At 58.6% G+C, this 26,904-nt stretch carries 27 protein-coding genes; 5 read left to right on the top strand and 22 right to left on the bottom strand.

The genetic code is table 11. The annotated features are described in order from the left end of the window. Positions 1–67: 67 nt before the first annotated feature. The 14 genes from ybgF to ASD95_RS28765 all read right to left on the bottom strand — a co-directional run bounded on the left by ybgF (position 68) and on the right by ASD95_RS28765 (position 11,526). A complete protein-coding gene (gene ybgF, locus ASD95_RS16835; protein WP_056726035.1) occupies positions 68–907 on the bottom strand; it encodes a tol-pal system protein YbgF in 840 nt (279 codons plus the stop codon). 6 nt (positions 908–913) lie between these two features. Beyond that, complete coding sequence (pal, locus tag ASD95_RS16840) at positions 914–1,411, bottom strand: peptidoglycan-associated lipoprotein Pal (RefSeq protein WP_003178634.1); 498 nt, start codon at positions 1,409–1,411, stop codon at positions 914–916. Between the two features lie 52 nt (positions 1,412–1,463). Next, on the bottom strand, positions 1,464–2,744 hold the full coding sequence (tolB, locus tag ASD95_RS16845) for a Tol-Pal system beta propeller repeat protein TolB (protein WP_167362903.1): 1,281 nt from the start codon (positions 2,742–2,744) through the stop codon (positions 1,464–1,466). Between the two features lie 17 nt (positions 2,745–2,761). Continuing rightward, positions 2,762–3,841, bottom strand: coding sequence for a cell envelope integrity protein TolA (gene tolA, locus ASD95_RS16850; RefSeq protein ID WP_056726036.1), 1,080 nt, complete (start codon positions 3,839–3,841; stop codon positions 2,762–2,764). Next, positions 3,841–4,293: a protein TolR gene (tolR, locus tag ASD95_RS16855; protein WP_162135951.1), complete on the bottom strand. Its 453-nt coding sequence runs from the start codon at positions 4,291–4,293 to the stop codon at positions 3,841–3,843. The genes tolA and tolR overlap by 1 nt, the downstream gene beginning before the upstream one ends. A 23-nt stretch (positions 4,294–4,316) precedes the next feature. Next, entirely contained in the window at positions 4,317–5,012 is a 696-nt protein-coding gene (tolQ, locus tag ASD95_RS16860) for a protein TolQ (RefSeq protein ID WP_007897030.1), read from the bottom strand. Further along, positions 5,002–5,469, bottom strand: a complete 468-nt coding sequence (gene ybgC / locus ASD95_RS16865; protein WP_056726038.1) for a tol-pal system-associated acyl-CoA thioesterase — start codon at positions 5,467–5,469, stop codon at positions 5,002–5,004. The genes tolQ and ybgC overlap by 11 nt, the downstream gene beginning before the upstream one ends. Before the next feature lie 127 nt (positions 5,470–5,596). After that, positions 5,597–6,658 (bottom strand): Holliday junction branch migration DNA helicase RuvB, encoded by a 1,062-nt coding sequence (ruvB, locus tag ASD95_RS16870; RefSeq protein ID WP_056726040.1) that lies wholly within the window; start codon positions 6,656–6,658, stop codon positions 5,597–5,599. Further along, a complete protein-coding gene (gene ruvA / locus ASD95_RS16875) occupies positions 6,659–7,267 on the bottom strand; it encodes a Holliday junction branch migration protein RuvA (RefSeq protein WP_056726042.1) in 609 nt (202 codons plus the stop codon). A 114-nt stretch (positions 7,268–7,381) separates the two neighbouring features. Beyond that, on the bottom strand, positions 7,382–7,906 hold the full coding sequence (gene ruvC / locus ASD95_RS16880) for a crossover junction endodeoxyribonuclease RuvC (protein WP_046042207.1): 525 nt from the start codon (positions 7,904–7,906) through the stop codon (positions 7,382–7,384). A 154-nt stretch (positions 7,907–8,060) separates the two neighbouring features. Continuing rightward, on the bottom strand, positions 8,061–8,807 hold the full coding sequence (locus ASD95_RS16885) for a YebC/PmpR family DNA-binding transcriptional regulator (protein ID WP_056726044.1): 747 nt from the start codon (positions 8,805–8,807) through the stop codon (positions 8,061–8,063). 128 nt (positions 8,808–8,935) lie between these two features. Beyond that, positions 8,936–10,711: an aspartate--tRNA ligase gene (aspS, locus tag ASD95_RS16890; protein ID WP_007977331.1), complete on the bottom strand. Its 1,776-nt coding sequence runs from the start codon at positions 10,709–10,711 to the stop codon at positions 8,936–8,938. Positions 10,712–10,832: 121 nt separating this feature from the next. Further along, positions 10,833–11,054, bottom strand: coding sequence for an FmdB family zinc ribbon protein (locus ASD95_RS16895; protein WP_056726046.1), 222 nt, complete (start codon positions 11,052–11,054; stop codon positions 10,833–10,835). A gap of 136 nt (positions 11,055–11,190) precedes the next feature. Next, on the bottom strand, positions 11,191–11,526 hold the full coding sequence (locus ASD95_RS28765) for a ribbon-helix-helix domain-containing protein (protein ID WP_082562985.1): 336 nt from the start codon (positions 11,524–11,526) through the stop codon (positions 11,191–11,193). A 538-nt stretch (positions 11,527–12,064) separates the two neighbouring features. Between ASD95_RS28765 and ASD95_RS30155 the strand changes: the two genes are divergently transcribed. Further along, positions 12,065–12,667: a cold-shock protein gene (locus ASD95_RS30155; RefSeq protein WP_056726050.1), complete on the top strand. Its 603-nt coding sequence runs from the start codon at positions 12,065–12,067 to the stop codon at positions 12,665–12,667. Between the two features lie 64 nt (positions 12,668–12,731). On the opposite strand, the gene ASD95_RS16910 is transcribed toward ASD95_RS30155, so the two are convergent. Then, complete coding sequence (locus ASD95_RS16910; RefSeq protein WP_008052459.1) at positions 12,732–12,938, bottom strand: SlyX family protein; 207 nt, start codon at positions 12,936–12,938, stop codon at positions 12,732–12,734. A gap of 3 nt (positions 12,939–12,941) precedes the next feature. Next, positions 12,942–13,367, bottom strand: coding sequence for an HIT domain-containing protein (locus tag ASD95_RS16915; protein WP_056726053.1), 426 nt, complete (start codon positions 13,365–13,367; stop codon positions 12,942–12,944). Between the two features lie 909 nt (positions 13,368–14,276). Between ASD95_RS16915 and ASD95_RS16920 the strand changes: the two genes are divergently transcribed. Then, positions 14,277–15,605, top strand: coding sequence for an OprD family porin (locus ASD95_RS16920; RefSeq protein ID WP_056726055.1), 1,329 nt, complete (start codon positions 14,277–14,279; stop codon positions 15,603–15,605). A 140-nt stretch (positions 15,606–15,745) separates the two neighbouring features. Here ASD95_RS16920 and ASD95_RS16925 read toward each other — a convergent pair whose 3' ends face one another. Both ASD95_RS16925 and ASD95_RS16930 read right to left on the bottom strand, forming a co-directional pair. After that, entirely contained in the window at positions 15,746–16,588 is an 843-nt protein-coding gene (locus tag ASD95_RS16925) for a mechanosensitive ion channel family protein (RefSeq protein ID WP_056726058.1), read from the bottom strand. Positions 16,589–16,724: 136 nt separating this feature from the next. Then, the gene (locus ASD95_RS16930) at positions 16,725–17,210 is read right to left on the bottom strand and encodes a YajQ family cyclic di-GMP-binding protein (RefSeq protein ID WP_053155306.1); all 486 of its coding nucleotides are present in this window, start codon (positions 17,208–17,210) and stop codon (positions 16,725–16,727) included. Positions 17,211–17,345: 135 nt separating this feature from the next. On the opposite strand from ASD95_RS16930, the gene ASD95_RS16935 reads away from it, so the two are divergent. From ASD95_RS16935 to ASD95_RS16945, 3 genes are read left to right on the top strand one after another with little or no spacing between them, the layout of a single operon-like run. Continuing rightward, a complete protein-coding gene (locus tag ASD95_RS16935) occupies positions 17,346–18,263 on the top strand; it encodes a putative 2-dehydropantoate 2-reductase (RefSeq protein ID WP_056726060.1) in 918 nt (305 codons plus the stop codon). Between the two features lie 45 nt (positions 18,264–18,308). After that, positions 18,309–20,345 (top strand): sensor histidine kinase, encoded by a 2,037-nt coding sequence (locus ASD95_RS16940; protein WP_056726062.1) that lies wholly within the window; start codon positions 18,309–18,311, stop codon positions 20,343–20,345. A 2-nt stretch (positions 20,346–20,347) separates the two neighbouring features. Continuing rightward, positions 20,348–20,929 carry a cob(I)yrinic acid a,c-diamide adenosyltransferase gene (locus ASD95_RS16945; protein WP_056726064.1) on the top strand — a complete coding sequence of 194 codons (582 nt, stop codon included), beginning with the start codon at positions 20,348–20,350 and terminating at the stop codon, positions 20,927–20,929. 106 nt (positions 20,930–21,035) lie between these two features. Here ASD95_RS16945 and ASD95_RS16950 read toward each other — a convergent pair whose 3' ends face one another. The 4 genes from ASD95_RS16950 to secA all read right to left on the bottom strand — a co-directional run bounded on the left by ASD95_RS16950 (position 21,036) and on the right by secA (position 26,865). Continuing rightward, complete coding sequence (locus ASD95_RS16950) at positions 21,036–21,983, bottom strand: Nudix family hydrolase (RefSeq protein WP_056726066.1); 948 nt, start codon at positions 21,981–21,983, stop codon at positions 21,036–21,038. Between the two features lie 2 nt (positions 21,984–21,985). After that, positions 21,986–22,612 carry a glutathione S-transferase family protein gene (locus tag ASD95_RS16955; RefSeq protein WP_056726068.1) on the bottom strand — a complete coding sequence of 209 codons (627 nt, stop codon included), beginning with the start codon at positions 22,610–22,612 and terminating at the stop codon, positions 21,986–21,988. Positions 22,613–22,791: 179 nt separating this feature from the next. Beyond that, positions 22,792–24,009: a bifunctional glutamate N-acetyltransferase/amino-acid acetyltransferase ArgJ gene (argJ, locus tag ASD95_RS16960; RefSeq protein ID WP_056726069.1), complete on the bottom strand. Its 1,218-nt coding sequence runs from the start codon at positions 24,007–24,009 to the stop codon at positions 22,792–22,794. Between the two features lie 120 nt (positions 24,010–24,129). Next, positions 24,130–26,865, bottom strand: coding sequence for a preprotein translocase subunit SecA (gene secA, locus ASD95_RS16965; protein WP_056726070.1), 2,736 nt, complete (start codon positions 26,863–26,865; stop codon positions 24,130–24,132). Between the last annotated feature and the right edge of the window lie 39 nt (positions 26,866–26,904).

Below are 26,904 nucleotides of genomic sequence, written 5' to 3' on the forward strand. Positions count from 1 at the left end.
AAGGGCGTGAATTCTAACGAAAAAACCCGCGACAAGCGCGGGTTTCTTTGAAACGGGTCAAGCATGCTTACATTTTTTGCAGATCGCGCTGGGCCAGCTGAGCGGCGGAAGTGCCCGGATATTGGGACACCACCTGCTGCAGAATGCCTTTGACCCGGTCGGTATGACCCAGGCGACGCTCTACATCAGCAAGCTTGTACAGCGAGTCCGGCACTTTGGCGTGCTTGGGGTACAGCTGCGAAACCTTGGCAAATGCCTGACCCGCGCCTTGCAGATCGCCTTTGGCCAGGTTCACTTCGCCCAACCAGTATTGGGCGTTGCCCGCGTACTGGCTGTTCGGGTATTTGCGCAGGAAAGCGGCAAAAGCCTGGCTGGCCTTGTCGAAATCCTTGGCCTTGATCAGGTCGAAGGCAGCATCGTAATAGAGCTTTTCCTTCGCCGGATCCGCTGGCTCGCTACCCGCGGCAGGTGCTTGAGCGGCGGCTGCGCCTGCTGCCGCACCTGTTGCTGCACCAGCGGCATTCATATCACCACCGGTGGAAGAATTTTCAGGAGTCGCGGCTGGTGCAACGCCGGTTCCTATGCGCCGATCAAGATCCTGGTATCGCTCCAGGTTTTCCTGCTTCATGCGCGCTACATCATTTTGCAGAACCTCGATCGCACCTTGCTGGCGCTCGATCTGTTGCTGCATTGATTGCAGTTGGTTGAACAGCTCGCCCTGTGCAGAGACAGGGGCCGAAACCCCTCCCCCGGCATAGGCGCCGTTCGTACCGTAACCTGCAGGCGGATAACTGCTCCCGCTAGTGTTATAGCCGGAGTCATTATCGACCACAGGAACCGCAGCCCACACCGCTAGCGGCGCGAGGCTGAGAGCCAGGACAGTTACAGCACGACGGCACGTTCGCATGACGAATTACTTACGCAGTTCGACGCGACGGTTTTGAGCCCAGGACTGCTCGTCGTTGCCGGTAGCAACTGGACGCTCTTCGCCGTAGGAAACCAGTTCCAGCTGAGCTGGGGAAACACCTTGCAGTACCAGGTAGCGCTGAACGGCTTTCGCACGACGCTCGCCCAGTGCCATGTTGTACTCACGAGTACCACGTTCGTCGGTGTTGCCTTCCAGAACAACGCGAGCGCCGTTTGCTTTCAGGTCTTTGGCGTGAACGTCCAGAGCGCGCATGGCTTCTGGCTTCAGGTCCGAACTGTCGTATTCGAAGTAGAAAGTGGTGATAGCGCGCAGTGCAGCTTCTTCGCTCAGGGAGCCGTCAACTGCACCAGTGTTTGCGCCGTAACCAGCGTTTGGATCTACCGCGCCTTCACCGGCATTGTCGCCGCCTTTGGACGAGCAACCTACAGCTACAGCCATGGCCAGTGCCAGCGCAGCAAATTTACCAAACTTCAGCATTTCCATCGTGAAACTCCTAATGAACCCCAGTGTGTTAAGTACAACGTATAGCGCCGCGTCAGTTCAGGTAAGGGGACCAGGAAGGTTCTCTGACTTCGCCTTGTGCGGTAGGAAGCGGGAGCCTTACGCGTCCATTGATGGACACGAGCATCAAGACTCCCCGGCCCTGCTGGCGGGTGGCGTAGATTACCATGGTGCCGTTGGGCGCGACAGTAGGCGACTCGTCCAGAGTGCTATCAGTGAGGATTTTTACACTACCGCGCTGCAAATCCTGGGCTGCCACCTTGAAATTGGTGAAGCCATCCTGACGGTGAATCATGACAAGCGTCTTTTCATCAGCTGACAGTTTAGGGTTGGCATTGTAGTTACCGACGAAAGTCACGCGTTCGGCACCGCCACCACCGGCACTGGTCTTGTAGATCTGCGGTTTGCCGCCGCGGTCGGACGTGAAGTAGATGGTCGAGCCATCCTTGCCCCAGAACGGTTCGGTGTTGATGCCGGGACCGTTGGTAACGCGGCTGATCTGACGCGAACCCAGGTTCATCACATAGATGTCCGGGTTGCCGTCTTTGGACAGCACGAACGCCAGGCGATTGCCATCCGGCGACCAGGCTGGCGCACCGTTCAGGCCTTCGAAGTTGGTGATCTGCTCACGACGACCGGTGTCGATGTTCTGCATGAAGATGCGTGGGCGCTTCTGCTCGAAGGAGACATAAGCGATGCGCTTGCCATCCGGTGCGAAACGAGGCGACAGGATCGGCTCGCGCGACTGCAGCAGGGTCACGGCGCGAGCACCGTCATAGTCCGACCGTTGCAGGGTATAGCGAGTGTTGTTCTCGGAGAAACGCTCGGCCGTTACGTACAGCAGGCGAGTCGAGAAGGCACCCTTGATACCCGTGAGTTTTTCGAACGACTGGTCGGAGATGTAGTGCGCCATGTCGCGCAGCTGATCGACGCCGCCGGACACGCTGCCGGTCAGCACTTGCTGCTCGGTGGCCACGTTGAACAGTGCGTATTGCACCTGCAGGCGACCGCCCGCCGGCACAATGCTGCCGACCATGACATACTGGGCACCCAGGGCCTTGAAGTCACGGAAGATGATTTCGCTGGCCTGGCTCGGCTGGCTGATCATGTTCTGCTTTGGAAGCGGCGAGTAGTAACCCGAGTTGCGCAGGTCATTACCGATTATTTCCGCCATGTCGTCCGGCAGCACGCTACCGCCCTGGAAGCCGAACGGCACGACTGCGATCGGGGTCGCCCGATCGCTGCCGCTGGTAACCAGAATGTTTTTCTCATCTGCCATCGCCATCCCTGCCATGCAGCAGATAACGACCAGCATTCCTCGAAGAAGGTTTCTCACAAGGCTAGATCCTCAGGTGTGAATGTCATCTTGAATGAACGATACGGAGCGAAATCACTCGGCTTCATTCCCTGCATTTCTGTCAAACGTCCAATATTCTTCACTGCTGCAACAGCCGATGCGTCAAACGGACCGTCGCCACTGGACTTGGAGACGCTGACCGAAGTCACCGTACCGTCCGGCAACATGCCGATTTGCAACACGACCGTCATGCCTTTGCGTGCCGAAGGTGGACGAGCCCAGCCTTCCGCTGCACGCGCACGAATCAGGTCATCGAAACTGCCGGCGACTTCGTCGCCCTGCTCATCGGCCAAGGCCTGCTGACGCTGCGGCGTATCGGAAAGCAAATCTGCCAGGGCCTGGGCCTTTTTGTCTTCGGCGGATTTACGCGCCGCATCCTGCGATTTCTTCTTCGCAGCATCGGCGGCAGCTTTCTTCTTCGCTTCCTCGGCGACTTTCTTCTTCGCCTCTTCAGCTTCAGCTTTCTTCTTGGCGTCTTCCGCGGCTTTCTTCTTCGCGTCTTCGACGATCTTTTTCTTGGCTTCTTCAGCGGCCGCTTTCTTGGCCTCTTCTTCCGCGGCTTTCTTGGCTTCTTCTTCGGCTTTCTTCTTGGCTATATCAGCCAATTGTTTCTCTTCTGCCTTCTTGGCTTCCGCGGTTTTCTTCGCATCGTCGGCTTTCTTGGCTTCGTCAGCCTTTTTCGCCTCGTCCGCTTTCTTCGCCTCGTCGGCCTTCTTGGCTTCTTCGGCCTTTTGAGCCGCCTCTTCTTTCTTTTGTTCCGCAGCCTTCACCGCTTCCTGCTCGACCTTTTTCTGTTCCATCTGCTCGACTTCGGTCTGACGCGCAGCGGATTTCTGCGCTTCACCGGCAATCTTCTGATTGGTCTGGGTGGTCGCCCGACTTTTCGATTTCAGCTGGTACAAGGTCGCCTGGACAATCGGCTTGGCAGGCGGCAGTTCCGGGGTAAAGGCAAAACTGACGAACAGCATGCCGAACACCAGCACGTGCAAGCCAATCGCCCAGACACTAGGCCAGAAGTAGCTTTCCGAGGCGGACGGCTCTCGCTGTTGCTGCATCAGGGCGCCTCGGTAATCAAGCCAACATTACCGACCCCGGCTTTCTGCAACCCGCCCATCGCGCCCATGACGGAGCCGTAATCGACGGATTTGTCGCCGCGAATGAAGACCTGGGTACGCTTGCCGCCTTCGTTGCCGACACGAATGATCTTGGTCACCGCGTCAGTCATCTGCGGCAGGGTCATGGCCCGATCCTGCTGCTTTTCGGTGTCGACTTCGCTGCCAAGGTTCCAGTAGTAGGTCTTGTCGGATTTGATGGAAATGGTCAGGACCTGGGTGTTGTTGTCCTGCGGCAAGGCTTCACTGGAAACCTTGGGCAGATCAACTTTCACGCCCTGATTGAGCATCGGAGCGGTCACCATGAAGATGACCAGCAGCACCAACATCACGTCGATGTAAGGCACCACGTTCATCTCGGCGACCGGCTTGCGCTTTTTGCGAGCTCGAGCGATTAAAGCCATTGGAAATTACCTGCTTATTCTTCGCTGGTGTGCACTTTGCGGTGCAGGATCGCCTGGAACTCGTCGGCGAAGGTGTAGTAGCGGCCCAGCAGGGTTTCGCTGCGAGCAGCAAAACGGTTGTAAGCGATAACGGCTGGAATGGCAGCGAACAGACCGATCGCGGTGGCGATCAGTGCTTCGGCGATACCCGGGGCCACAGTGGCCAGGGTCGCTTGCTGGGCGGTGGCCAGGCCACGGAAGGAGTTCATGATCCCCCAGACGGTACCGAACAGACCGATGTACGGGCTGACGGAACCAACGGTGGCCAGGAAAGGCAGGCTCTGCTCGAGCTTTTCTTCTTCGCGGGAAATGGCAACGCGCATGGCACGGGCCACACCTTCCATGACCGCTTCCGGGTCAACGCCTGACTGCTGGCGCAGACGGGAGAATTCCTTGAAACCGGCACGGAAGATTTGCTCGACACCCGAATCAGGGTCCGGATTGCTGCCGGCCTGACGGTACAGCTTGGACAGGTCGATACCCGACCAGAAGCGCTCTTCAAAGCTCTCCAGGGCACGTCGACCGGCGCGCAGCAGGTTGCTGCGCTGAAAGATCATGATCCACGAGGTCACCGATGCGGCTACCAGGATCAGCATTACCAGTTGCACCACGATACTGGCATTGCTGACCAGGCTCCACATGGAGGAATGGTCGACGACGTTAGCTTCCACGCTTTATCTCCTGCTTTGAGTGTGTACCCGCGCCGCTCACGTCGGCAAAGGCCGCTCGTAGAGCTTCGGGAATGGCCCGGGGTTTCAAACTTTCAGTGCGCACACAGGCCACCAGAAACTGCCCTTCGCAGAGCAGTGCATTATCCGTTGCCCGCCTGACCTGCTGTTTGAAGCGCAGGCTGGCACGGTTCAATTCGATTACCTCGGCGCTTACCAGCAGTTCGTCATCCAGTCGCGCCGGCGCGTGGTAGCGCGCTTCGCTGGAATGCACGACGAACAACAGGTCCTCCCCGACAAGCTGCGATTGGGCAAAGCCCAGATCTCGTAGCCGCTCGGTTCGAGCCCGTTCCATAAACTTGAGGTAATTAACGTAATACACGATGCCGCCCGCATCGGTGTCCTCGTAATAAACGCGACAACGATGTGCGAAAGGCTCAAGCCCGTTTTGCGCGCGCATACTCTAGTGCTTACTCCTCAGGTTGCCAATCCGGCATGGCAACTGTTTTTCATTGTTCTGCGGCTTTCTCGTGAAAGTACGGTCCTGGGACCCTACATTGCCCGAAAAAATCAGCACGCAATGTTAATTAATCGTCAGCGGCATTGAGAAACTCGTCTACCACGGGCATTTCGCCCAATCGTGACGGAATGTTTAAACCGAAATGCAGGTAAGCATGCCGCGTCACCACCCGCCCCCGAGGCGTACGCATGATGTAACCCTGCTGGATCAGGTAAGGCTCCAGCACGTCTTCGATGGTGTGACGCTCTTCGCTGATGGCTGCGGCCAGGCTGTCGACCCCGACCGGTCCACCGTCGAATTTCTCGATCATGGTCAGCAACAGACGCCGGTCCTGGTGATCGAAGCCACGCTCGTCGACGTCCAGCAGGTTCAGCGCCAGGTCGGCAATCGGCTTGGTGATATGCCCCTTGGCGCGAACTTCGGCGAAATCACGCACCCGGCGCAGCAGCCTATTGGCGATGCGCGGCGTGCCACGGGCACGGCGGGCGATTTCGAAGGCGCCTTCCGGGTCCAGCGGCAAACCGAGGATGCTCGCCGAACGACTGACAATCGTCGACAGGTCGGCGGTATTGTAGAACTCAAGACGCTGAACGATGCCGAAACGGTCACGCAACGGGTTGGTGAGCATCCCCGCCCGTGTCGTTGCGCCAACCAGGGTGAACGGCGGCAGATCCAGCTTGATCGAACGTGCGGCCGGCCCCTCACCGATCATGATGTCGAGCTGGAAATCCTCCATGGCCGGGTACAGCACCTCTTCGACGATGGGCGACAGGCGATGGATTTCGTCGATAAACAGCACATCGTGAGGTTCAAGGTTGGTCAACAACGCCGCCAGGTCACCAGGGCGCTCCAGCACCGGCCCCGAGGTGCTCTTGATCGACACCCCCATTTCCTGGGCGATGATGTTGGCGAGGGTGGTCTTGCCCAGGCCGGGCGGCCCGAAGATCAGCGTGTGATCCAGGGATTCGTTACGACCGCGAGCGGCCTGAATGAACAACTCCATCTGCTCGCGAACGGTCGGCTGGCCAATGTATTCGGCCAGGCTGACCGGGCGAATGGCGCGGTCCTGGACTTCTTCGCGCTCACGCGGGCTGTGCGTGGCAGCGATCAGACGATCAGCTTCAATCACTTAGATCATTCCCTTCAAGGCGCGGCGGATCATGTCTTCACTGCTCAAATCTTTCTCCTTGATCGCAGACACCGCCTTGCTCGCTTCCTGGGGTTTGTAGCCCAGGGAAATCAAGGCGCTGACGGCGTCAGTCTCGGCAGTGTTCACCGGGGTCGGTCCATCCGGCTGGTTCGGCACCAGGGCGAACATGGCCGGTACGGTTTCCCAGGCCTTGAAGCGATCCTTGAGTTCCACCAGCAAGCGTTCGGCGGTTTTCTTGCCGACGCCCGGGACCTTGGTCAGCGCCGAAGTGTCCTGGGACTGTACGCAACGAACCAGTTCGTCGACTTCCAGGCTCGACATCAACGCCAGTGCCAGTTTCGGCCCGACGCCGTTGAGGCGGATCAATTCGCGAAAAAAGTCGCGCTCACGCTTGCCGACAAAACCATAGAGTAACTGTGCGTCTTCGCGCACGACCAAATGGGTATGCAAGGTTAGCGGCTCACCGACCGACGGCAAGCGGTAAAGGGTCGTCATGGGCACTTCAAGTTCATAGCCCAGGCCATTTACATCCAGAATCAGATGAGGAGGCTGCTTCTCAGCCAGGGTGCCGCGCAAACGTCCAATCACGTTACAAATCCTTGAGCGTTGGCCAGCTCTTGGCCAGCGACTGATAGAGCGAGGGAGCATCGCCGACAACCCAGGCGGAACGCCCTCACTCCATGAAAATGATTGCTGATGCTATCAGAGACGCAGGCGCCCGCCACGACTGCGTGCAGCTCCCAGCCCATGGGGCAGCAGACTGGAACGGGTGTGAGCGTGGCAGATGGCAATAGCCAGGGCGTCCGAGGCATCGATCTGGGGTTTGCTGGTCAATTTCAGCATGTGCATGACCATCATCTGCACTTGCTCTTTATTAGCAGCACCAGTGCCAACCACCGCTTGTTTGACCTGGGTTGCGGAGTACTCGGCAATTTCCAGGTTTTCCTCGGCGCCTGCCACAATCGCTGCGCCACGGGCCTGCCCCAGTTTCAGGGCGGAATCGGCGTTACGGGCCATGAACACCTTTTCGATCCCCATGGTCACCGGATGGTACGTCTGAATGATCTCCCGCACCCCGCGATAGACAATCTGCAGTCGCTCATGCAGCTCGCCGGCACCGGTGCGGATACAACCGGAGGCGACGTACTCACAGCCGCGACCGGTATCACGAACCACACCGTAACCGGTGATGCGCGAACCGGGGTCGATACCAAGAATTAAAGTCATAACGCCTGCAGAAAGAGATCGCGGTTAACGGAGGATAACCGTGTAGGAGCTGCCAAAGGCTGCGATCATTTAAATAAAAAGCCAAAAATCAAAAGATCGCAGGCTTCGCCAGCTCCTACAGAGGCTGGTGAAAACTGCGATCTTTATCGATGCCTCAACCGAGCTGCGCGGCCACCGACTCCGGAATTTCCGCGTTAGAGTAGACGTTTTGCACGTCGTCCAGGTCTTCGAGCATGTCGATCAGCTTGAGGACTTTCTCGGCGCCTTCCAGATCGAGTTCGGCGCTGGTGGTCGGCAACATGACGATTTCCGCGTCGTCACCTTTGAAACCCGCCGCTTCCAGTGCGTTACGCACGGAATAGAACCCGGCAAACGAGGTGAACACATCGATCGAACCGTCTTCGTTGGTCACCACGTCATCGGCGTCGGCTTCCATGGCGGCTTCCATCAGTGCGTCTTCGTCAACGCCGGCAGCGAAGGAGATCTGCCCCTTGCGCTCGAACAGATAGGCCACCGAACCATCAGTCCCCAGGTTGCCGCCACATTTGCTGAACGCGTGACGAACAGCGGCTGCAGTGCGATTACGGTTGTCGGTCATGCATTCGACCATCACCGCGACACCACCCGGACCATAACCTTCGTAGGTCAGCTCGACCATGTCGTCGGTATCGGCGGCACCGGCACCACGGGCAACTGCCCGGTCGATGATGTCGCGACTCATATTCGCGCCAAGTGCCTTGTCCAACGCCAGGCGCAGACGCGGATTGGAACCTGGATCACCGCCACCCTGGCGAGCAGCAACAGTCAGCTCACGAATCCACTTGGTGAAAATCTTGCCTTTTTTGGCATCCTGACGTTCTTTGCGGTGCTTGATGTTCGCCCACTTGGAATGACCTGCCATAACTCGCTCCGAATTCTCTTTGAAACATTGCCCGCTACGCCGCATTGCGCCGGCCGGCAAACAAAAATCTTGAACAGCTCTATCTATACAGAAAGGGCGCATCCACAGATGCGCCCTTCAGGTCAGCCTTACTCGGCCTTAGGCGTTTCGCGCAGACGAATATGCAATTCGCGCAATGCCTTGGCATCCACCTGGCCCGGTGCCTGAGTCATGACATCTGCCGCGCTCTGGGTTTTCGGGAAGGCGATCACTTCACGGATCGACTGGGCGCCGGTCATCAGCATCACCAGACGGTCCAGACCGAAGGCCAGGCCACCGTGCGGCGGCGCGCCGTACTTCAGGGCGTCGAGCAGGAAGCCGAATTTCTCCTCCTGCTCCACTTCGTTGATGCCCAGCAGGCGGAAGACCGCTTGTTGCATCTCTTTGCGGTGGATACGAATCGAACCGCCACCCAGCTCGGTGCCGTTCAACACCATGTCGTAGGCACGGGACAAAGCGCCCGCCGGGTTGGCTTCCAGCTCCGCCGGGGAGCACTTCGGCGCGGTGAACGGGTGGTGCAAGGCGCTGAAGCTGCCGTCGTCGTTCTCTTCGAACATCGGGAAGTCAACGACCCACATCGGAGCCCATTCGCAGGTCAGCAGGCTCAGGTCGTGGCCGAGCTTGATGCGCAATGCGCCCAACGCTTCGCTGACGATCTTGGCCTTGTCGGCGCCGAAGAACACGATATCGCCATCAACTGCACCAACACGATCCAGGATCACGTTGAGGTTGGCTTCAGGGATGTTCTTCACGATCGGCGATTGCAGACCGTCAACGCCATTGGCGCGCTCGTTGACCTTGATGTACGCCAGGCCCTTGGCACCGTAGATGCCGACAAACTTGGTGTAGTCGTCGATCTGCTTGCGCGGCATGCTCGCGCCGCCAGGCACGCGCAGGGCGGCGATGCGGCATTTCGGGTCGTTGGCCGGGCCGCTGAACACCTTGAAGTCGACTTCCTTGAGCTGATCGGCAACGTCCACCAGTTCCAGCGGGTTACGCAGGTCTGGCTTGTCGGAACCGTAGCGGCGCATGGCTTCTTCGAAGGTCATGTGCGGGAACTCGCCAAACTCCAGGCCCAGCACTTCCTTGAACAGGTTGCGGATCATTTGCTCGGTCAGGCCCATGATCTCTTTTTCATCGAGGAAGCTGGTCTCGATGTCGATCTGGGTGAATTCCGGCTGGCGGTCGGCCCGCAGGTCTTCGTCACGGAAGCACTTGGCGATCTGGTAGTAACGGTCGAAGCCGGCCACCATCAGCAGCTGTTTGAACAGCTGTGGCGATTGCGGCAAGGCAAAGAATGAACCTGCGTGAGTACGGCTCGGCACCAGGTAGTCGCGCGCGCCTTCCGGGGTGGCACGGGTCAGGATCGGCGTCTCGACGTCGAGGAAGCCGTTCTCGTCCAGGAAGCGGCGGATGCTGGTGGTCATGCGTGAACGCAGACGCAGCTTCTCGGCCATTTCCGGGCGACGCAGGTCGAGGAAGCGATAGCGCAGGCGGGTTTCTTCACCAACGTCGGAGAACTCGTTCAGCGGGAACGGCGGGGTTTCCGATTCGTTCAGCACTTCCAGCTCGTAACCCAGGACTTCGATCATGCCCGACGCCATGTTGGCGTTGGTCGCCCCGGCCGGACGCAGGCGAACCTTGCCGGTGATCTTCACGACGTACTCGCTGCGCACGCGATCGGCAGCAGCGAAGGTTTCAGCGCGATCCGGATCGAACACGACCTGGGCCAGACCATCACGATCACGGATATCGAGGAAAATCACCCCACCGTGGTCACGGCGACGGTGGACCCATCCGCAAAGGGTAATTTCCTGGCCGTCCAGGCTTTCGTTCAGTTGGCCGCAATAATGGCTGCGCATCATGGTCGTGGTTTCACTTCTCGTAATTCGAAATTCGGTTGGAGGCCTTGGGCACATCCACTATGGGATGATGCAAGAACCCACGCGTGTCGTTCAACTCAGGTCACAACTCAGGGGCCGGGCCTTAGTCAGCTTTGTCGCCGCCGGCCAGGTTCTTCTTGGAACCGGTCTTGAAATCGGTTTCGTACCAACCCGTGCCGCTGAGGCGGAAGCCCGGCATGGACAGCAACTTTTTAAGCTCTGGCGCCTGACAGACAGGGCAGTCGACCAGCGGTGCATCGCTGATCTTTTGAATGGCTTCCAACTGATGACCACAGGAAGCACATTGATAATCGTACATCGGCATGGAGGTTGTCTCGGCGATCAGATTGCTACCGCACACGCAGGGTTTTGCGGCAAAGAGCGGGATTATATCCATTAAATGCGGCCTGTGCAGCCGTAAGACTGCACGGACCGACACTCTGCTGTTTTCGCCGTCCAGACTAGGCCATGGCGATGCCCCCCCCTTCCTTGAGACTGTGTACGACGCAGACAACCCGCACCAATCCACTGAAGTTCCTTACCCCGCCATGACGCAAGTGAACTTCGCGATCCACATGAGACAACAGGTTATTGACCGAGCAACCATTGACCCGGGCCATCGCCCCCAAAATATCCCAATAAACCTGCTCGAGCCGCAAACAGGTGGCGAAGCCATTCAATCGTACGGAGCGGGAGAAGGGCTGGGCCAGCCCCATATCGAACTCGCGAACAAACGGATCAACCCTTACATCCTTGTGCGAACCGTATCGCCCCTCTTCTTGCCTTTCATAAACCATAACGCTGACACTCCTTTGCCATCTGGTTTCTTTAAAGCGCAACTGTGTGTCGACTTATAAAAACTCAGGTGCAAAGGTATTTTCCAGCCGACTTTATGACCCTCGACGTAGGATAAGCCAACAACTTTTGGCAGACCCTGGAGAGCGTCCTACTCCAGACATTTTCCCACGCAACGAAGCGATGCGCCCTTCAGAAACACCCTATGGAATGGTGCAGCAAAGAAGATCGCGGAGCATCCACGCCGCTTTTCATGCACCGGCATCCGCGAGGTCAGCAAGTCGGTCGCAGGAAGGTACCGCTACCCCGTAACTTGGGGCAACCTGCGTCAATTCACCCCGAAAAGAGCCGCCGGACGCCCTGATTTGAGTAGCCTGCGGCTTTGCTGTTAAATAGACAGTGTGTTGCCAGTGCCTATTTTTTCCGGGCACGGCGCATAGGCTGATACCGGGTACGTGTCCAACGCCTCTTTATTATCTTGAAGCGAACCGTGCGCCATCAGCTCTTCCTTGTGAGCTGTCTTAACGTGAGTTAATCAAAATGTTGAAAATCGTCCATCTGTTGATAGGCGCAGCGGCCTTGCTGCTGTCCTTCATCCCTAGCCTGCAATCCGAAGCCTTACCTTACCTGCAACAACCCGACGCACTGTACCTGGCCTTTTTCGGCCTGCTCAACCTTACGCTTGCACCAGTCATCCCTTACTGGAACAAAGGCCCGCGTCACCAACTGCAAAACCTGGTCAGCGCCCTGCTGGTGCTGAGCGTGGTCCTGCAAACCCTGACGCTGATCGCACCGATGCCCGTCATCGCCGGTCAACCCGCCGTACTGTTCAGCCTGGTCGCAACCCTGATCGCCGTTGCCCTGCACCTCGGCATCAGCTTTTACAAGTCGTCACCAGCCGCTGCCTCGCCAAGCTACGACATGAGCAACCGTGATACCGGCACCGTCAAGTGGTTCAACACATCCAAAGGCTTCGGCTTCATCTCCCGCGACTCCGGCGACGATATCTTCGTCCACTTCCGGGCCATTCGCGGTGAAGGCCACCGTGTCCTGGTCGAAGGCCAGCGCGTGGAGTTCTCCGTCATGAATCGTGACAAAGGCCTGCAAGCCGAAGATGTGATCGCCGCACTGCCGCGCCGCTGACTCAAGGCTAAAAAAAACCGCGCACAGCCGAGCTGTCCGCGGTTTTTTCATGCCTGTGACTTGCTTAATAGTGCGGCGGAGGCGCTTCTTCTTCAAATGACTCGAACTGCCCGACCATTTCCTCCTGTCGCTTGAGCAGCGCGGCCATTTGCAACTGCAGGCGCTCCACCACCCGCTGCTGCGCCACCAGCACATCGTTCAACGCCTGGATGGTGTCATCCTGAAACGCCAGACGGCTTTCAAGCTCGGTAACGCGTTCTTCCAGGCTCATGATTCAGCCCTCCAGAAACGTAAAATCATCGGTCAAAATCAAGCGCAAACGCTCGCGAATCGCGGCGATCTGCTCCGAACCGTAAGGTTTTGCCGGATGTTTACCCCAAACCGGCGCCGGCCAGGCGGCATCTTCGCGCTTGCGCACGATTACATGCATGTGCAACTGACTGACGACATTGCCCAGCGCCGCCACATTCAACTTGTCCGCATCGAACGCGTCCTTGAGTCCTTGCGACAGCGCAGTGGTTTCCTGCCAAAGCTGTTGCTGGTCTGCGACATCCAACTGAAATATCTCGCTGATAGCCTCACGACGAGGTACCAGGATGAACCAGGGATAGTTCGAATCGTTGGACAGCAACAACCGGCAGAGCGGAAAGTCCCCGATCGGTAACGTGTCTTGTTGAAGTCGTGGATCTAAAGCGAACACTGCGCGTACTCCCGCCGGGGCATCATTTTTCAGCTTAGCGCCCATCCTGACGGGACAGCGCACCAAGCGACCGGATGGCAGCATACCTGCGAACGACGCAGGCTTCACGGCGAACCTTGCCTCGAGGCCACGAGCGCCAGCAAAAACTGATAGCCGCCCCCGGACAGGACTATTTTTTCCACCGTGCACCATTACAGAACCGAACGACAGGCAAAACACGCCGAAATGACTGAGCAACAAGGAAAAGTTCGCTTCAGCCAAGGGCTCGAAAGAGGTGAATTCAATACAAGGCTAAAATTTTTTGCACCAAAACCGCACAGTGGGTCTACGCTGGGTGCTTCGACATCCGCCATTTACTCAGTGGCGGGGTGAACCGGTAACATTTCCGGTTGCCAGGCTGTCGACCAGAAGGGTGCAACATGATGTAAGGCAAGGCGTCAAGCCCAAACCGAAAGCGCTTGAACCCCCCGGTTTCATGAGGTTTTTACAGCACTTGGCAGTCAATTAGAAAAAAAGCGTAACAAAACACGATTTTGTGCACGCTTGTTGCATTCATACCCAATATCACCCGAGTGGCACCCGCGGGAAGCGGAGCCCCTCAGGCAAAAAAAATAGTGGCAAGGTAGCCCGATGGAGATTCAAACGTTTCACCAGGACTCTTTTTAGCGACGACAAGGCGCAGAAAACAGCATTAAAGTTGTCCGCCCTGTTGCGTCGGAGCTGGAAATTTGCGACATCTACCATGCTGTTTGCGACAGGGTCGTAAAGAAGGCGAAAGGTTAGATGCGCAAGTATCGCCAACATTGTCGGCGTGATATAAGTTTGCGCCGACACAAAAAGAAAGAGCCGCCCAGATAATAAATCAGGTGGGACGGCAGTACTCTTCTAAAACCAAAGGAGCAAATCACGATGCGCGTGATGAAGTGGAGCATGATCGCACTGGCAGTTGCAGCAGCCGCCAGTACCCAATTGGCTACGGCCGCCCCTTTCGTAAGTGACCAGGCTGAAGCCAAAGGTATTGTTGAAGACAGCACGCTGAACTTGCTGGTTCGCAACTACTACTTCAACCGTGATAACAAAGATGGCGCCAACGACCAGAAAGACTGGACCCAAGGCATCTGGGGCAATTTCAGCTCCGGTTACACCCAAGGCCTGATCGGTGTTGGTGTTGATGCATTCGGCTACCTGGCAATCAAACTGGACGGCGGTGATGGCACCGGCGGCACCGGCAACATGAGCCGCGACGCCGATGGCGAAGTCAATGACAGCCAGGGCAAAGCAGGCGGCGCAGTTAAATTCCGCGTATCCAAGACCGAGCTGAAAGTCGGCGACATGCAGCCAAGCACTGCTCCAGTGTTTGCAGTTGGCGGTTCCCGCATCCTTCCTCAAACTGCCAGCGGCATCCAGCTGCAGAGCAGCGAAGTCAAAGACCTTGACCTCGAAGCCGGTCACTTCTACTCGGCGACCAGCCAGGACCGCAACGCCCGTGACGGTGGCCTGTATGCAACCTACGCTGGCGTAGAAGCCAACAGCATCGACTATTTCGGTGGTAAATACGGCATCACCGACAACCTGTCGGCATCGCTGTATGGCGCCAAGCTGGAAGACATCTGGAACCAGTACTACGCCAACCTGAACTACACCATTCCGCTGGGTGGCGATGAGTCGCTGAACCTGGACGGTAACATCTACAACACCAAAGATACCGGTGACGCCAAAGCGGGCGAGATCAGCAACACCGCTTACTCCCTGGCAGCAGCTTTCTCGTTCATGAAAGCACACACCATCACCCTGGCCTTCCAGAAGGTTAACGGTGACACTCCGTTCGACTACATCGGCGTGGGCAAGAACAACCGCGGCGGCGACTCGATCTTCCTCGCCAACTCCATCCAGTACTCTGACTTCAACGCCCCTGGCGAGAAGTCTGCCCAGGTTCGTTACGACCTGAAAATGGCTGAGTACGGCGTTCCAGGTCTGAGCTTCATGACCCGTTACGTTAAAGGCTGGGACATCGACGGCACCAAAACTCCAGCAGGCAGCGCTTACGAAGGCCTGTATGGTGCAGACGGCAAGCACAACGAGACCAACTTCGAAGCCAAGTACGTTGTTCAGACTGGCCCGGCAAAAGACCTGTCCTTCCGTATTCGTCAAGCATGGCACTTCGCTAACGCTGACGAAGGTGAAGGCGACGTGAAAGAGTTCCGTTTCATCGTCGACTACCCGCTGTCGGTTTTGTAATCGCATCCAGTTAGTTTGCGGTAACAAAAAAAAGGCCCATCTTCGGATGGGCCTTTTTTGTTGTCTATGCAAACTGTTCAATTATTGAACAATCGCTATCCATGCCTGACCGAAAAGTCAGCCGTGTATGGCAAGACCGGTCACTGCACCGCAGATTCCTGAACCACACGAATAACCCGCTGTGGAAATGGAATATCGATACCGGCCTCTCGCAGACGATCCCGGGATAGTTCGTTGAACATGAACATCACGTCCCAGTAATCGGCAGTCTTTACCCAGACACGAAGCGAAAGTGTGATCGCACTGTCACCCAGGGTAGAAACAACGGCCTGTGGTTCCGGATCTGCCAATACTCGCGGGTCCTTGGCCAATTCCAGCAAAACTTCACGGGCTTTCTGCAGGTCCGCTTCATAATCAACGCCTACATCAAACACGACCTTGCGGGTCGGCTGACGGTTTGTGTTGGTGATGATGCCATTCGACAGATTGCCGTTAGGTACGATGATGGTCTTGTTGTCACCAGTACGCAGCACGGTATGGAAAATCTGGATGCTGTCGACAGTACCGGCGATACCCTGAGCCTCGATCCAGTCACCGATGCGAAACGGACGGAACAGCAAAATCAGCACGCCACCGGCGAAGTTCGCCAGGCTGCCCTGCAAGGCCAGGCCAATGGCCAGGCCTGCCGCACCAATCGCTGCCACAAACGAAGTGGTTTCCACACCGATCATCGAGGCCACGCTGACGATCAGCAGAATCTTGAGAATGATATTCGCCAGGCTGCTGATAAAGCCTTGCAGCGCCAGATCGGCATTACGCAATGCAATCAGGCCGCCGAGCTTTTTCGTGACCTTGTTGATCAACCACCAGCCGATGGCCAGGGTGATAACCGCCAGCAGTACACGGCTGCCGTACTCCATGATCATCGGGATCCAGGTTTGGGATACCTTGACCAGATTGTCTACCTCGGCATTTAAGTCCATCTACACTCTCCTGTTTTCCGGCTACCCGGCATGCGTAAAAAAAGCGGCAGAAAGACCGAACCGCGACGGGCTCAATCGTTTCTGCCGCTGCTTGGCCTCCGACGTCGCAAACGCCAAGAGGTTCCCGCTTCGAGGCTCAGTCGCGGAAGTTGTTGAACTGCAGCGGCATACCGAATTCCTTGGCCCGCAGCGCTGCAATGGCTTCTTGCAGGTCATCACGCTTTTTGCCGGTGATGCGAACCTGCTCACCCTGAATGGCCGCCTGAACCTTGAGCTTGGCGTCTTTGACATGAGCGACGATTTTCTTCGCCAGCTCCTTGTCAATGCCTTCCTTGAGGACGGCTTCCTGCTTCATCAGCTTGCCCGACGCGAACGCGTCCTTGACTTCAAGGCACTGCACGTCGATTTTGCGCTTGACCAGCGCCAGCTTGAGGATCTCAATCATCGCTTCGAGCTGAAAATCCGCTTCGGCGGTCAGGTTGACGGTGAGGTCTTTTTCCTTGAACTCGAAGCTGCCTTTGCCTTTCAGGTCATAACGACGATCGAGTTCCTTGACGGCGTTCTCGACCGCGTTGGTGACTTCGTGTTTGTCCAGTTCGGATACCACGTCGAACGACGGCATGTAATCTCTCCAAAATTAAAGGCGCACTGATGGAGCACGCCTGGCTTGCGGTTAAAATCCGCGCTGATTATAACGGGTCTTTCCCATCATTCACTGCGAGCTGCCGATGCACGCCTTAAACAGAGCAAAAAGCTGATGTCCACCACCTGGCATGTACTGGGCGCCGGCAGCCTCGGCACTTTATGGGCGACACGCCTGACACGGGCTGGAATGCCGGTCCGGCTGATCCTGCGGGACACCACGAGACTGCAGGCCTATGAGGTGGCCGGTGGATTGACACTGGTGGAACACGGCGAGGCGCAACACTATGCCGTGCCCGCAGAGACAGCCGACAACCCCCAACCGATCCACCGCCTGCTGGTGGCGTGTAAAGCCTACGATACCGAAAGTGCGGTGGCTCGATTGGCGCCACGCCTGGCCCCAGGCGCCGAACTGATCCTGCTGCAAAATGGCCTGGGCAGCCAGGACGCGGTCGCCGCCCAGGTTCCCCAGGCACGCTGCATCTATGCCTCGAGCACCGAAGGCGCCTTCCGCGATGGTGATTGGCGCGTGGTGTTTGCCGGACATGGCTTCACCTGGCTGGGGGATGCGAGCCATCCGGTGGCACCGATCTGGCTCGATGACCTGAGCGCTGCCGGCATCCCCCACGAGTGGAGCACCGAGATCCTGACCCGGCTGTGGCGCAAACTCGCCCTCAACTGTGCGATCAATCCGCTGACGGTGCTACACGATTGCCGTAATGGCGGTTTGCAGCAACATCAATGTGAGGTCGCCACCCTGTGCGGTGAACTGGTGGAGTTGCTCGAGCGTTGTGGTCAGCCGGCAGCGGCCGAAAACCTGCAGCAGGAAGTCGAACGGGTGATTCACGCCACCGCCGCCAACTACTCCTCGATGCATCAGGACGTCACGAGCCAGCGCCGCACGGAAATCAGCTACCTGCTCGGTTATGCCTGCAAAGTGGCCGGGCGCCATCAACTGAACCTGCCTCACCTCAATCAACTTGAGGCAAGGTTGATCGCTCGCCTGCAACGCCTTGGATTGCCCAGCGACTGAGCAGCGGCTACGCTGGCCACTTGTTCCTTGTCTGCGATGAATCCGATGCCATTGCGCCAGCGCCTTGAAAACCTGCCCGTCGGCCAGAAACTGCTGGCCGCCCTGCTGGTACTGATGGTCACCGTCCTGCTGGTTGCCAACCTGACCTTTATCAGCGCCGCCTACTACATCTCCCAGGAAAGCATGGCGCCCCAGGCCCTGCAGACCATCGGCCGGCTGGTATCCAACCCGAGCCTGGCCTCCGAAGCCCTGGCGTCCCCCCAAAGCGCCGAGCGCCTGCTGAATGAACTCAACAGCTATTCGCCCTTGCGCGCGGCAGCCCTGTATGACGGAAAGGGTGAGCGACTGGCGCAATTGCAGCATGGCGACAACCTGGAGCTACCGAAGCGTTTCCGGCATATCGAAGACTGGCAGGCCACCGAGTTTCGTACCAACCAAGTCATCCCCCTGCCCCGCACTGGCGCGGCACCAGGACACCTGCTGTTGGTAGCTTCGAGCGAACTGCCAGTGGCGTTCTACACCGGGACCCTGACGGCCAGCCTGGGGATTCTGATCTTCAGCGTATTGCTGTGGCTGATCATTGCCCGCCAGATCAAGCGCCTGATTACCCGGCCGATCCACCAGCTCGAAGAGTTGTCCCGGCAGGTCACCCGCGAAGAGAACTACGCACTGCGTGCTTCGCGCGGAAACCACGATGAAATCGGCAGCCTCGCCGAAGCGTTCAACACCATGCTCTCGCGGATCGAGGCCAGGGAGCAGCAACTCAAGCGGGCCAGGGACGACTCCCAGGCAGCCTATGACCAGGCCCAGGGTCTGGCGGAAGAAACCCGCCATACCAACCGCAAACTGGAGCTCGAAGTCCAGGTGCGCAGCAAGATCGAGAAAAAGCTCACCGGTTTCCAGAACTACCTCAACAGCATCATCGACTCCATGCCATCGGCGCTGATCGCCCTCGACGAACAACTCTACGTGACGCAATGGAACCAGGAGGCCAGCGCCCTGTCCGGCACGCGCCTCGATGAAGCCCTGAACCAGCCTATCTTCCTCGCCTTCGAACCGCTCAAGCCGTTCCTGCCGCAACTCAAGCAAACGGTCGAGCAGCATACGGTGGCCAAGATCGAGCGTGTCACCTGGCTCAAGGATGACGAGCCCCGCCACTACGCCCTGACTTTCTATCCGTTGATGGGCGGTGCCGGGCGTGGCGTGGTGATCCGGATCGACGACATCACCCAGCGCCTGTCCCTGGAAGAGATGATGGTGCAGTCGGAGAAAATGCTGTCGGTGGGTGGCCTGGCCGCCGGCATGGCCCACGAGATCAACAACCCGCTGGGCGCAATCCTGCACAACGTGCAAAACATTCGCCGACGCCTGTCGTCCGATTTGCCGAAGAACCTCGAAGTGGCCGAACAGGCCGGCATCGAACTGGCGACGGTCAACCAGTACCTGAAAATCCGCGAAGTGCCACAGTTACTCGACGGCATCCAGCAGGCCGGTGCCCGGGCGGCGAAAATCGTCACCCACATGCTCAGCTTCAGCCGTCGCAGCACCCGCCAGATGGCCCCGTGCGATCTGCCTGCCCTGATCGACCAGGCGGTGGAGATCGCCGGTAACGACTTCGACCTGGCGATCGGCTTCGACTTCAAGGGCCAGGCCATCATTCGCCAGTTCGATCCGGCCCTGGGACCGGTCCCCGGCACCGCCAACGAACTGGAGCAAGTGCTGCTCAACCTGTTGAAGAATGCTGCACAAGCCATCCATCAGCGCGAAGACGACAGCGAACCGGGGCGGATCATCCTACGCACCAGACTGAATCCGCCATGGGCGGAAATCCAGGTCGAGGACAACGGGATCGGCATGAGCGAAAACGTGCGCAAACGGACCTTCGAGCCGTTCTTCACCACCAAGGAAATCGGCCAGGGCACCGGGCTTGGCCTGTCGGTGTCGTACTTCATCATCACCAATAACCACAAGGGGCAGATGGAAGTGCAATCGACTCTTGGCCAAGGCACCTGCTTCACCTTGCGCCTGCCCCTGGCGAGTACCCCACCTGTCTCGCAAGAACTCAATCTGCTATCGAGGTAACCATGGGCTTTCGTTTGTCGAAGATTTACACCCGCACTGGCGACAAAGGCGAGACCGGGCTGGGCGACGGTCGTCGCGTACCCAAGGATCACCCGCGGATCGAGGCCATTGGCGAAGTCGATACGCTGAACAGTCAGGTGGGCGTGTTGCTGGCCGGGCTGGCGGCGCAAACGGGTGAGTTTCCAGGCTTGAACGAAGTGATCGAGGTATTGGCCCCCTGCCAGCATCGGTTATTTGATCTGGGTGGCGAACTGGCGATGCCGGTGTACCAGGCGTTGAATGCAGCAGAAATCGAACGACTGGAAGCGGCGATCGATGTGTGGAATGAAGAGTTGGGGCCCCTGGAAAACTTCATCTTGCCCGGTGGCTCGACGCTGATTGCCCAGGCTCATGTCTGCCGTAGCCTGGCGCGCAGCGCAGAGCGGCGCTGTCAGCAGCTCAATGCGATTGAGCCGTTGGCCGGAGTTGGCCTGGCGTACATCAATCGGTTGTCGGATTTGTTGTTTGTGATGGCGCGGCTGATTGCCAAGCGTCAGGGAGTGGCGGAGATTCTTTGGCAGCCTGCGGCGAAACCTGAGGTTTAGCCGGCGCCTGCCAAGCCCTCATCGCGAGCAAGCTCGCTCCCACAGGTTTTGTGATCGCCGCAAATCCACTGTGGGAGCGAGCTTGCTCGCGATGAGGCCATTTGCATCACTCGGAATCAGGCCAAAACGCCCGTATTCCCGCCACACCCTGCGCACCCGTCGCCCAGGCTTTCTCGACCTCAGCCGGGCCAACCCCACCAAGCAGGAACACCGGCTTGCTGAAGCCCTCGATCAAGCTCGACGCCTGCTCCCAACCCAACGGCTCGGCGCCAGGGTGAGTCTGGGTCGGCTGTACCGGCGACAGGGTCACGAAGTCCACCCCCATCTGCTCGGCCAGCGCCAGCTCTTCAGCGTTATGGCACGACGCCGCCAGCCAGCGCGATGCCGGTAGCGGTCGGCCAGCCGCTGCGTATTTGCGCAGCTGCGCCGAGGTAATGTGCCAACCGGCGGACGGGAAGTCGCCCAGCCATTCGAACGGCCCCTTGATCATCAATTGCGCCTTGCCGGCACACAGCCCCACCGCATCCACGGCCAGGTCCCGGTATTTCGGGTCGTAACCGTTCGGTGCGCGCAACTGGATCAGCTTGATGCCGCCAGCAATGGCCTTCTGGATGCCGCGCAGCAACGCCGGGGTTTCCAGGTCTTCCGGGGTAATCAGGTACTGAGCGGGCAATTTCGCGGCCGCGACGATCGGCTGATTGGCCGCCGGAAACTCGTAATCCGACAGATCCCGGGGCGACACCCAGGCCAGCGGTTGGCCTTCGGCGCCGTGGGGCTCGCCGGTAAACGCCGAGACTTCCCAGACATCCAGCAACACCTGCTTGTCCGGGTAATCGTGCCGGACCTGAATGAGCGGGCGCGCCGCGCCGACCACGATGCCCAGTTCCTCATGAAGTTCGCGGGCCAGTGCGGTTTCGACCGACTCGTCGGCCTCGACCTTGCCCCCGGGAAATTCCCACAAGCCACCCTGGTGCTGTGAATCCGCACGACGGGCGATCAGAATTTGGCCACTGCCATCACGGATGACGGCGGCGGCGACATGGACTCGTTTCACCTTTACGACTCCTCCAGTCCGGCCTTCTGCCAGGCCTTGAACGCTGGCCATTGGTAGAGGGTTTCAACATAGGCTTCGTCAGCCGCGGACAGTTTCACCCGATAGGTGCGCAGGCGCACGGCGATGGGTGCAAAAAACGCATCGGTCAACGTGATGCGGCCAAACAGGTACGGACCGCTCTCGGTCGCAGCGGCACGACACTCGGCCCACAACGCAGACATGCGTTCGATGTCCGCCTGGACATCGGCCGGGACCGGCGATAGCGCTGCGTCATGGCTCAGGTCGAACGGCATGTTGCCGCGCATGGCGAAAAAGCCACTGTGCATCTGCGCGCACGCCGAACGCGCCTGGGCACGGGCGGCAATGTCTTTGGGCCACAGGTTCGCGTCGGGAAATTGTTCTGCCAGGTATTCGGCAATCGCCAGGGAGTCGGCGATGGTGCCGTGTCCGGTTTTCAGCAGCGGGACTTTACAGGTTGGCGAATGCTTGAGCAGACGCTCACGGGTGTCCGGCTGGTTCAGCTTGATCAGTTCTTCGGTGTAGGAAGCGCCAGTCAGATCGAGGGCCAGGGCGCCACGCAGGGACCAGGAGGAATGCAGTTTGTCGCCGATGATCAGGTGCAGGCTCATGTTCGGGGTGCCTTCTCGTCAGGGTAACAAGCCAGAATATCTAGCGTCTGGTCGTCAGCCTTCGCGAGCAAGCCCGCTCCCACAGTTGATCGGGCAGTACGCACACTTTGTGTTCACTGAAGATCTCTTGTGGGAGCGGGCTTGCTCGCGAATGGGACGACTCGGTCTTGAACCGTGTATTAAGTACGGTACTCGGCGTTGATCTTCACGTATTCGTGGGACAGGTCGGTGGTCCAGATGGTTTCGCTGCAATCGCCACGACCCAACTCGATACGGATGGTGATTTCTTCCTGCTGCATCACCGCCGCGCCCTGGGCTTCGGTGTAGGTCGCCGCGCGCGCGCCACGGCTGGCGATGCACACGTCGCCGAGGAACACGTCGATCTTGCTCACGTCCAGGTTCGGCACTCCGGCACGGCCTACAGCCGCCAGGATACGGCCCCAGTTCGGGTCGGAAGCGAACAACGCGGTCTTGATCAGCGGCGAATGAGCCACGGTGTAACCGACGTCCAGGCACTCCTGGTGATTGCCGCCGCCGTTGACTTCAACAGTGACGAACTTGGTCGCGCCTTCACCGTCGCGAACGATGGCCTGGGCCACGTCCATGCACACTTCGAACACCGCTTGCTTGAGCTTGGCGAACAGTTCGCCTTCGGCACGGGTGATTTCCGGCAGTGCCGCCTGACCGGTGGCAATCAGCATGCAGCAGTCGTTGGTCGAGGTATCGCCATCGATGGTGATACGGTTGAACGACTTGTTGGCGCCATCGAGCATCAGGTTTTGCAGCACATCGCGGGAGACTTTGGCGTCGGTGGCGATGTAGCCGAGCATGGTCGCCATGTTCGGGCGAATCATGCCGGCGCCTTTGCTGATGCCGGTTACGGTGATGGTCACGCCGTCGTGCTGGAACTGACGACTGGCACCTTTTGGCAGGGTGTCGGTGGTCATGATGCCGGTGGCGGCAGCTTCCCAGTTATGGATCGACAGGTCGTCGAGGGCCGCTTGCAGCGCGCCTTCGATTTTCTCGACCGGCAACGGCTCGCCGATCACACCGGTGGAATACGGCAGCACCTGGCTGGCATCGACACCGGTCAGTTCGGCCAGCTTGGCGCAAGTGCGCTCGGCGGCGGCCAGGCCTGGCTCGCCGGTACCGGCGTTGGCATTGCCGGTGTTGGTCAGCAGGTAACGCACAGGGCCTTGCACGCGTTGCTTGGCCAGGATCACCGGCGCGGCGCAAAAGGCGTTCAGGGTGAACACGCCAGCAACCGTGGAGCCTTCAACACAGCGCATGACCACAACATCCTTGCGCCCCGGGCGCTTGATGCCGGCCGAGGCGATACCGAGTTCAAAACCGGCAACCGGGTGCAACGTTGGCAAAGGACCAAGACCAACAGCCATGAATGCGCTCCTTTATAAATGATGTCAGCACCGTTTCAGCAGAACGGTGGTTCGAATGGTAAAACGCCGCGACGGCAGAAGCCGGTCGCGGCGCGGGTATTTCAGCGTTTGAAACGGGTTTTACTGGATCTGCCCGTGGCAATGCTTGAACTTCTTGCCCGAACCGCAGTAGCACAACTCGTTGCGACCCAGTTTCTGCTCGTTGCGAACCGGTGCGGCCGCGAGGGCAACATCGACCTCTTCGCCCAACACTTCCGGCTGTTCAAGGCCTGGCGCCTCTTCATGCAGGAACTGCATGCGAGCGGCCAATGCCTCGGCTTCCTGACGCAGACGCTGCTCTTCTTCGATCGGGTCTTCGCGGCGAACCTGAACGTGGGACAGCACACGGATCGAATCGCGCTTGATCGAATCCAGCAATTCGGAGAACAGGGTAAACGACTCGCGCTTGTATTCCTGCTTCGGGTTCTTCTGGGCATAACCACGCAAGTGGATACCGTGACGCAGGTGATCCATGGTCGACAGGTGGTCTTTCCACAGGTCGTCCAGCACGCGCAGAACGATTTGCTTCTCGAAGCTGCGCAGCGCTTCGGCGCCCGCCTGGTCTTCTTTCTCGTTGTACGCCGCGATCAGTTCCTGCATCAGTTTCTCGCGCAGGGTTTCTTCGTACAGGTGATCGTCTTCGTCGAGCCATTGCTGGATCGGCAGCGTGACACCGAAATCGCTCTGCAATGCAGCTTCCAGACCAGCCACGTCCCACTGTTCAGGCAACGACTGCGGAGGAATGTGCGCACTGACGGTGGCGTCGAGCACGTCCTGACGGAAGTCAGCGATGGTCTCACCGATGTTGTCGGCGGCCAGCAACGTGTTACGCATGTGATAGATCACTTTACGCTGTTCGTTGTTGACGTCGTCGAACTCGAGCAGCTGCTTGCGAATGTCGAAGTTGCGGCCTTCAACCTTGCGCTGGGCCTTTTCGATGGCGTTGGTCACCATGCGGTGCTCGATCGCTTCGCCAGGCTGCATGCCCAGGGCCTTCATGAAGTTCTTCACCCGGTCAGAGGCGAAGATGCGCATCAGGCTGTCTTCCAGCGACAGGTAGAAACGGCTGGAACCGGCGTCACCCTGACGACCGGCACGACCACGCAGCTGGTTGTCGATACGGCGCGATTCGTGACGCTCAGAGGCAATCACCTGCAAACCGCCCGATTCGAGCACTTGCTGGTGACGCTTCTGCCAGTCGGCCTTGATCTGGGCAATCTGCTCAGGGGTCGGGTTTTCCAGGGAAGCCACTTCCACTTCCCAGTTACCGCCCAACAGGATGTCGGTACCACGACCGGCCATGTTGGTGGCGATGGTCAGTGCGCCCGGACGACCGGCCTGGGCAATGATCTCGGCTTCCTTTTCGTGGAACTTGGCGTTCAGGACCTTGTGTTCGATGCCTTCCTTCACGAGCAGGCTGGACATGTGCTCGGAGGTTTCGATGGTGGCGGTACCGACCAGAACCGGACGGCCCGCGGCCATGCTTTCCTTGATGTCGGCAACGATTGCCGCGTATTTCTCGTCGGCGGTCAGGAACACCAGGTCGTTGTAGTCTTTACGGGCCAGCGGCTTGTTCGGTGGAATCACCATGACCTGCAGGCCATAGATCTGGTGGAACTCGAACGCTTCGGTGTCGGCCGTGCCGGTCATGCCGGACAGCTTGTTGTACAGACGGAAGTAGTTCTGGAAGGTGGTCGACGCCAGTGTCTGGCTTTCGGCCTGGATGTTCAGGTTTTCCTTGGCTTCGATGGCCTGGTGCAGGCCTTCGGACAAGCGGCGGCCCGGCATGGTCCGGCCGGTGTGCTCGTCGACCAGTACGACCTGACCGTCCTGCACGATGTATTCGACGTTGCGATGGAACAGCTTGTGCGCGCGCAGGCCGGCGTAGACGTGAGTCAGCAGGCTCAGGTTGTGCGCCGAGTACAGGCTCTCGCCTTCAGCCAGCAGGCCGATGCGGGTCAGCGTTTCTTCGACGTACTGGTGACCGGCTTCGTTGAGTTCGACCTGACGGGTCTTCTCGTCGACGGTGTAGTGACCGGCCTGGGTGACCTCGCCTTCGACTTCTTCAACGTGCAGCTTGAGCTGCGGGATCAGCTTGTTGACCTCGATGTACAGCTTGGAGCTGTCTTCGGCCTGACCGGAGATGATCAGCGGCGTACGGGCTTCGTCGATGAGGATGGAGTCGACTTCGTCGATCACGGCAAAATTGAGTTCGCGCTGGAATTTTTCTTCCATGCTGAACGCCATGTTGTCGCGCAGGTAATCGAAACCGAATTCGTTGTTGGTGCCGTAGGTGATGTCGGCGGCGTAGGCAGCGCGCTTCTCTTCCGGCGGCTGGAATGGCGTGACAACGCCGACCGTCAGGCCGAGGAATTCATACAGCGGGCGCATCCAGTTGGCGTCACGGCGGGCCAGGTAGTCGTTCACCGTCACAACGTGCACGCCGTTGCCGGACAGCGCGTTGAGGTAAACGCCCAGTGTTGCCACCAGGGTCTTGCCTTCACCGGTACGCATTTCCGCGATCATGCCTTCATGCAAGGTCATGCCGCCGATCAGCTGGACATCGAAGTGGCGCATGCCCATGACACGCTTGCCGGCTTCGCGGGCGACCGCAAAGGCTTCTGGCAGCAGATTGTCGAGGGATTCCCCTTTGGCGATGCGGGCCTTGAACTCGCTTGTCTTGGCACGCAATTGATCGTCCGAAAGGGCCACCATTTGCTCTTCGAAGGCATTGACGAGTTGCACCGTCTTGAGCATGCGCTTGACTTCACGCTCGTTCTTGCTTCCAAAAAGTTTCTTTAACAAAGGCGCAAACATATCGGCAGGATCTTCCACACTAAAGGGATGGAGGGCGGC

This window comes from Pseudomonas sp. Root71, from assembly GCF_001429045.1.
GTDB lineage: Bacteria > Pseudomonadota > Gammaproteobacteria > Pseudomonadales > Pseudomonadaceae > Aquipseudomonas > Aquipseudomonas monachiensis.

Coding starts and splice junctions, on each gene's coding strand:
- ybgF (WP_056726035.1), bottom strand. CDS start 907: ATGCGAACGTGCCGTCGTGCTGTAACTGTCCTGGCTCTCAGCCTCGCG.
- pal (WP_003178634.1), bottom strand. CDS start 1,411: ATGGAAATGCTGAAGTTTGGTAAATTTGCTGCGCTGGCACTGGCCATG.
- tolB (WP_167362903.1), bottom strand. CDS start 2,744: ATGCTGGTCGTTATCTGCTGCATGGCAGGGATGGCGATGGCAGATGAG.
- tolA (WP_056726036.1), bottom strand. CDS start 3,841: ATGCAGCAACAGCGAGAGCCGTCCGCCTCGGAAAGCTACTTCTGGCCT.
- ybgC (WP_056726038.1), bottom strand. CDS start 5,469: ATGCGCGCGCAAAACGGGCTTGAGCCTTTCGCACATCGTTGTCGCGTT.
- ruvC (WP_046042207.1), bottom strand. CDS start 7,906: ATGACTTTAATTCTTGGTATCGACCCCGGTTCGCGCATCACCGGTTAC.
- ASD95_RS16885 (WP_056726044.1), bottom strand. CDS start 8,807: ATGGCAGGTCATTCCAAGTGGGCGAACATCAAGCACCGCAAAGAACGT.
- aspS (WP_007977331.1), bottom strand. CDS start 10,711: ATGATGCGCAGCCATTATTGCGGCCAACTGAACGAAAGCCTGGACGGC.
- ASD95_RS16895 (WP_056726046.1), bottom strand. CDS start 11,054: ATGCCGATGTACGATTATCAATGTGCTTCCTGTGGTCATCAGTTGGAA.
- ASD95_RS28765 (WP_082562985.1), bottom strand. CDS start 11,526: ATGGTTTATGAAAGGCAAGAAGAGGGGCGATACGGTTCGCACAAGGAT.
- ASD95_RS30155 (WP_056726050.1), top strand. CDS start 12,065: ATGTTGAAAATCGTCCATCTGTTGATAGGCGCAGCGGCCTTGCTGCTG.
- ASD95_RS16910 (WP_008052459.1), bottom strand. CDS start 12,938: ATGAGCCTGGAAGAACGCGTTACCGAGCTTGAAAGCCGTCTGGCGTTT.
- ASD95_RS16920 (WP_056726055.1), top strand. CDS start 14,277: ATGCGCGTGATGAAGTGGAGCATGATCGCACTGGCAGTTGCAGCAGCC.
- ASD95_RS16925 (WP_056726058.1), bottom strand. CDS start 16,588: ATGGACTTAAATGCCGAGGTAGACAATCTGGTCAAGGTATCCCAAACC.
- ASD95_RS16930 (WP_053155306.1), bottom strand. CDS start 17,210: ATGCCGTCGTTCGACGTGGTATCCGAACTGGACAAACACGAAGTCACC.
- ASD95_RS16935 (WP_056726060.1), top strand. CDS start 17,346: ATGTCCACCACCTGGCATGTACTGGGCGCCGGCAGCCTCGGCACTTTA.
- ASD95_RS16940 (WP_056726062.1), top strand. CDS start 18,309: ATGCCATTGCGCCAGCGCCTTGAAAACCTGCCCGTCGGCCAGAAACTG.
- ASD95_RS16945 (WP_056726064.1), top strand. CDS start 20,348: ATGGGCTTTCGTTTGTCGAAGATTTACACCCGCACTGGCGACAAAGGC.
- ASD95_RS16955 (WP_056726068.1), bottom strand. CDS start 22,612: ATGAGCCTGCACCTGATCATCGGCGACAAACTGCATTCCTCCTGGTCC.
- argJ (WP_056726069.1), bottom strand. CDS start 24,009: ATGGCTGTTGGTCTTGGTCCTTTGCCAACGTTGCACCCGGTTGCCGGT.
- secA (WP_056726070.1), bottom strand. CDS start 26,865: ATGTTTGCGCCTTTGTTAAAGAAACTTTTTGGAAGCAAGAACGAGCGT.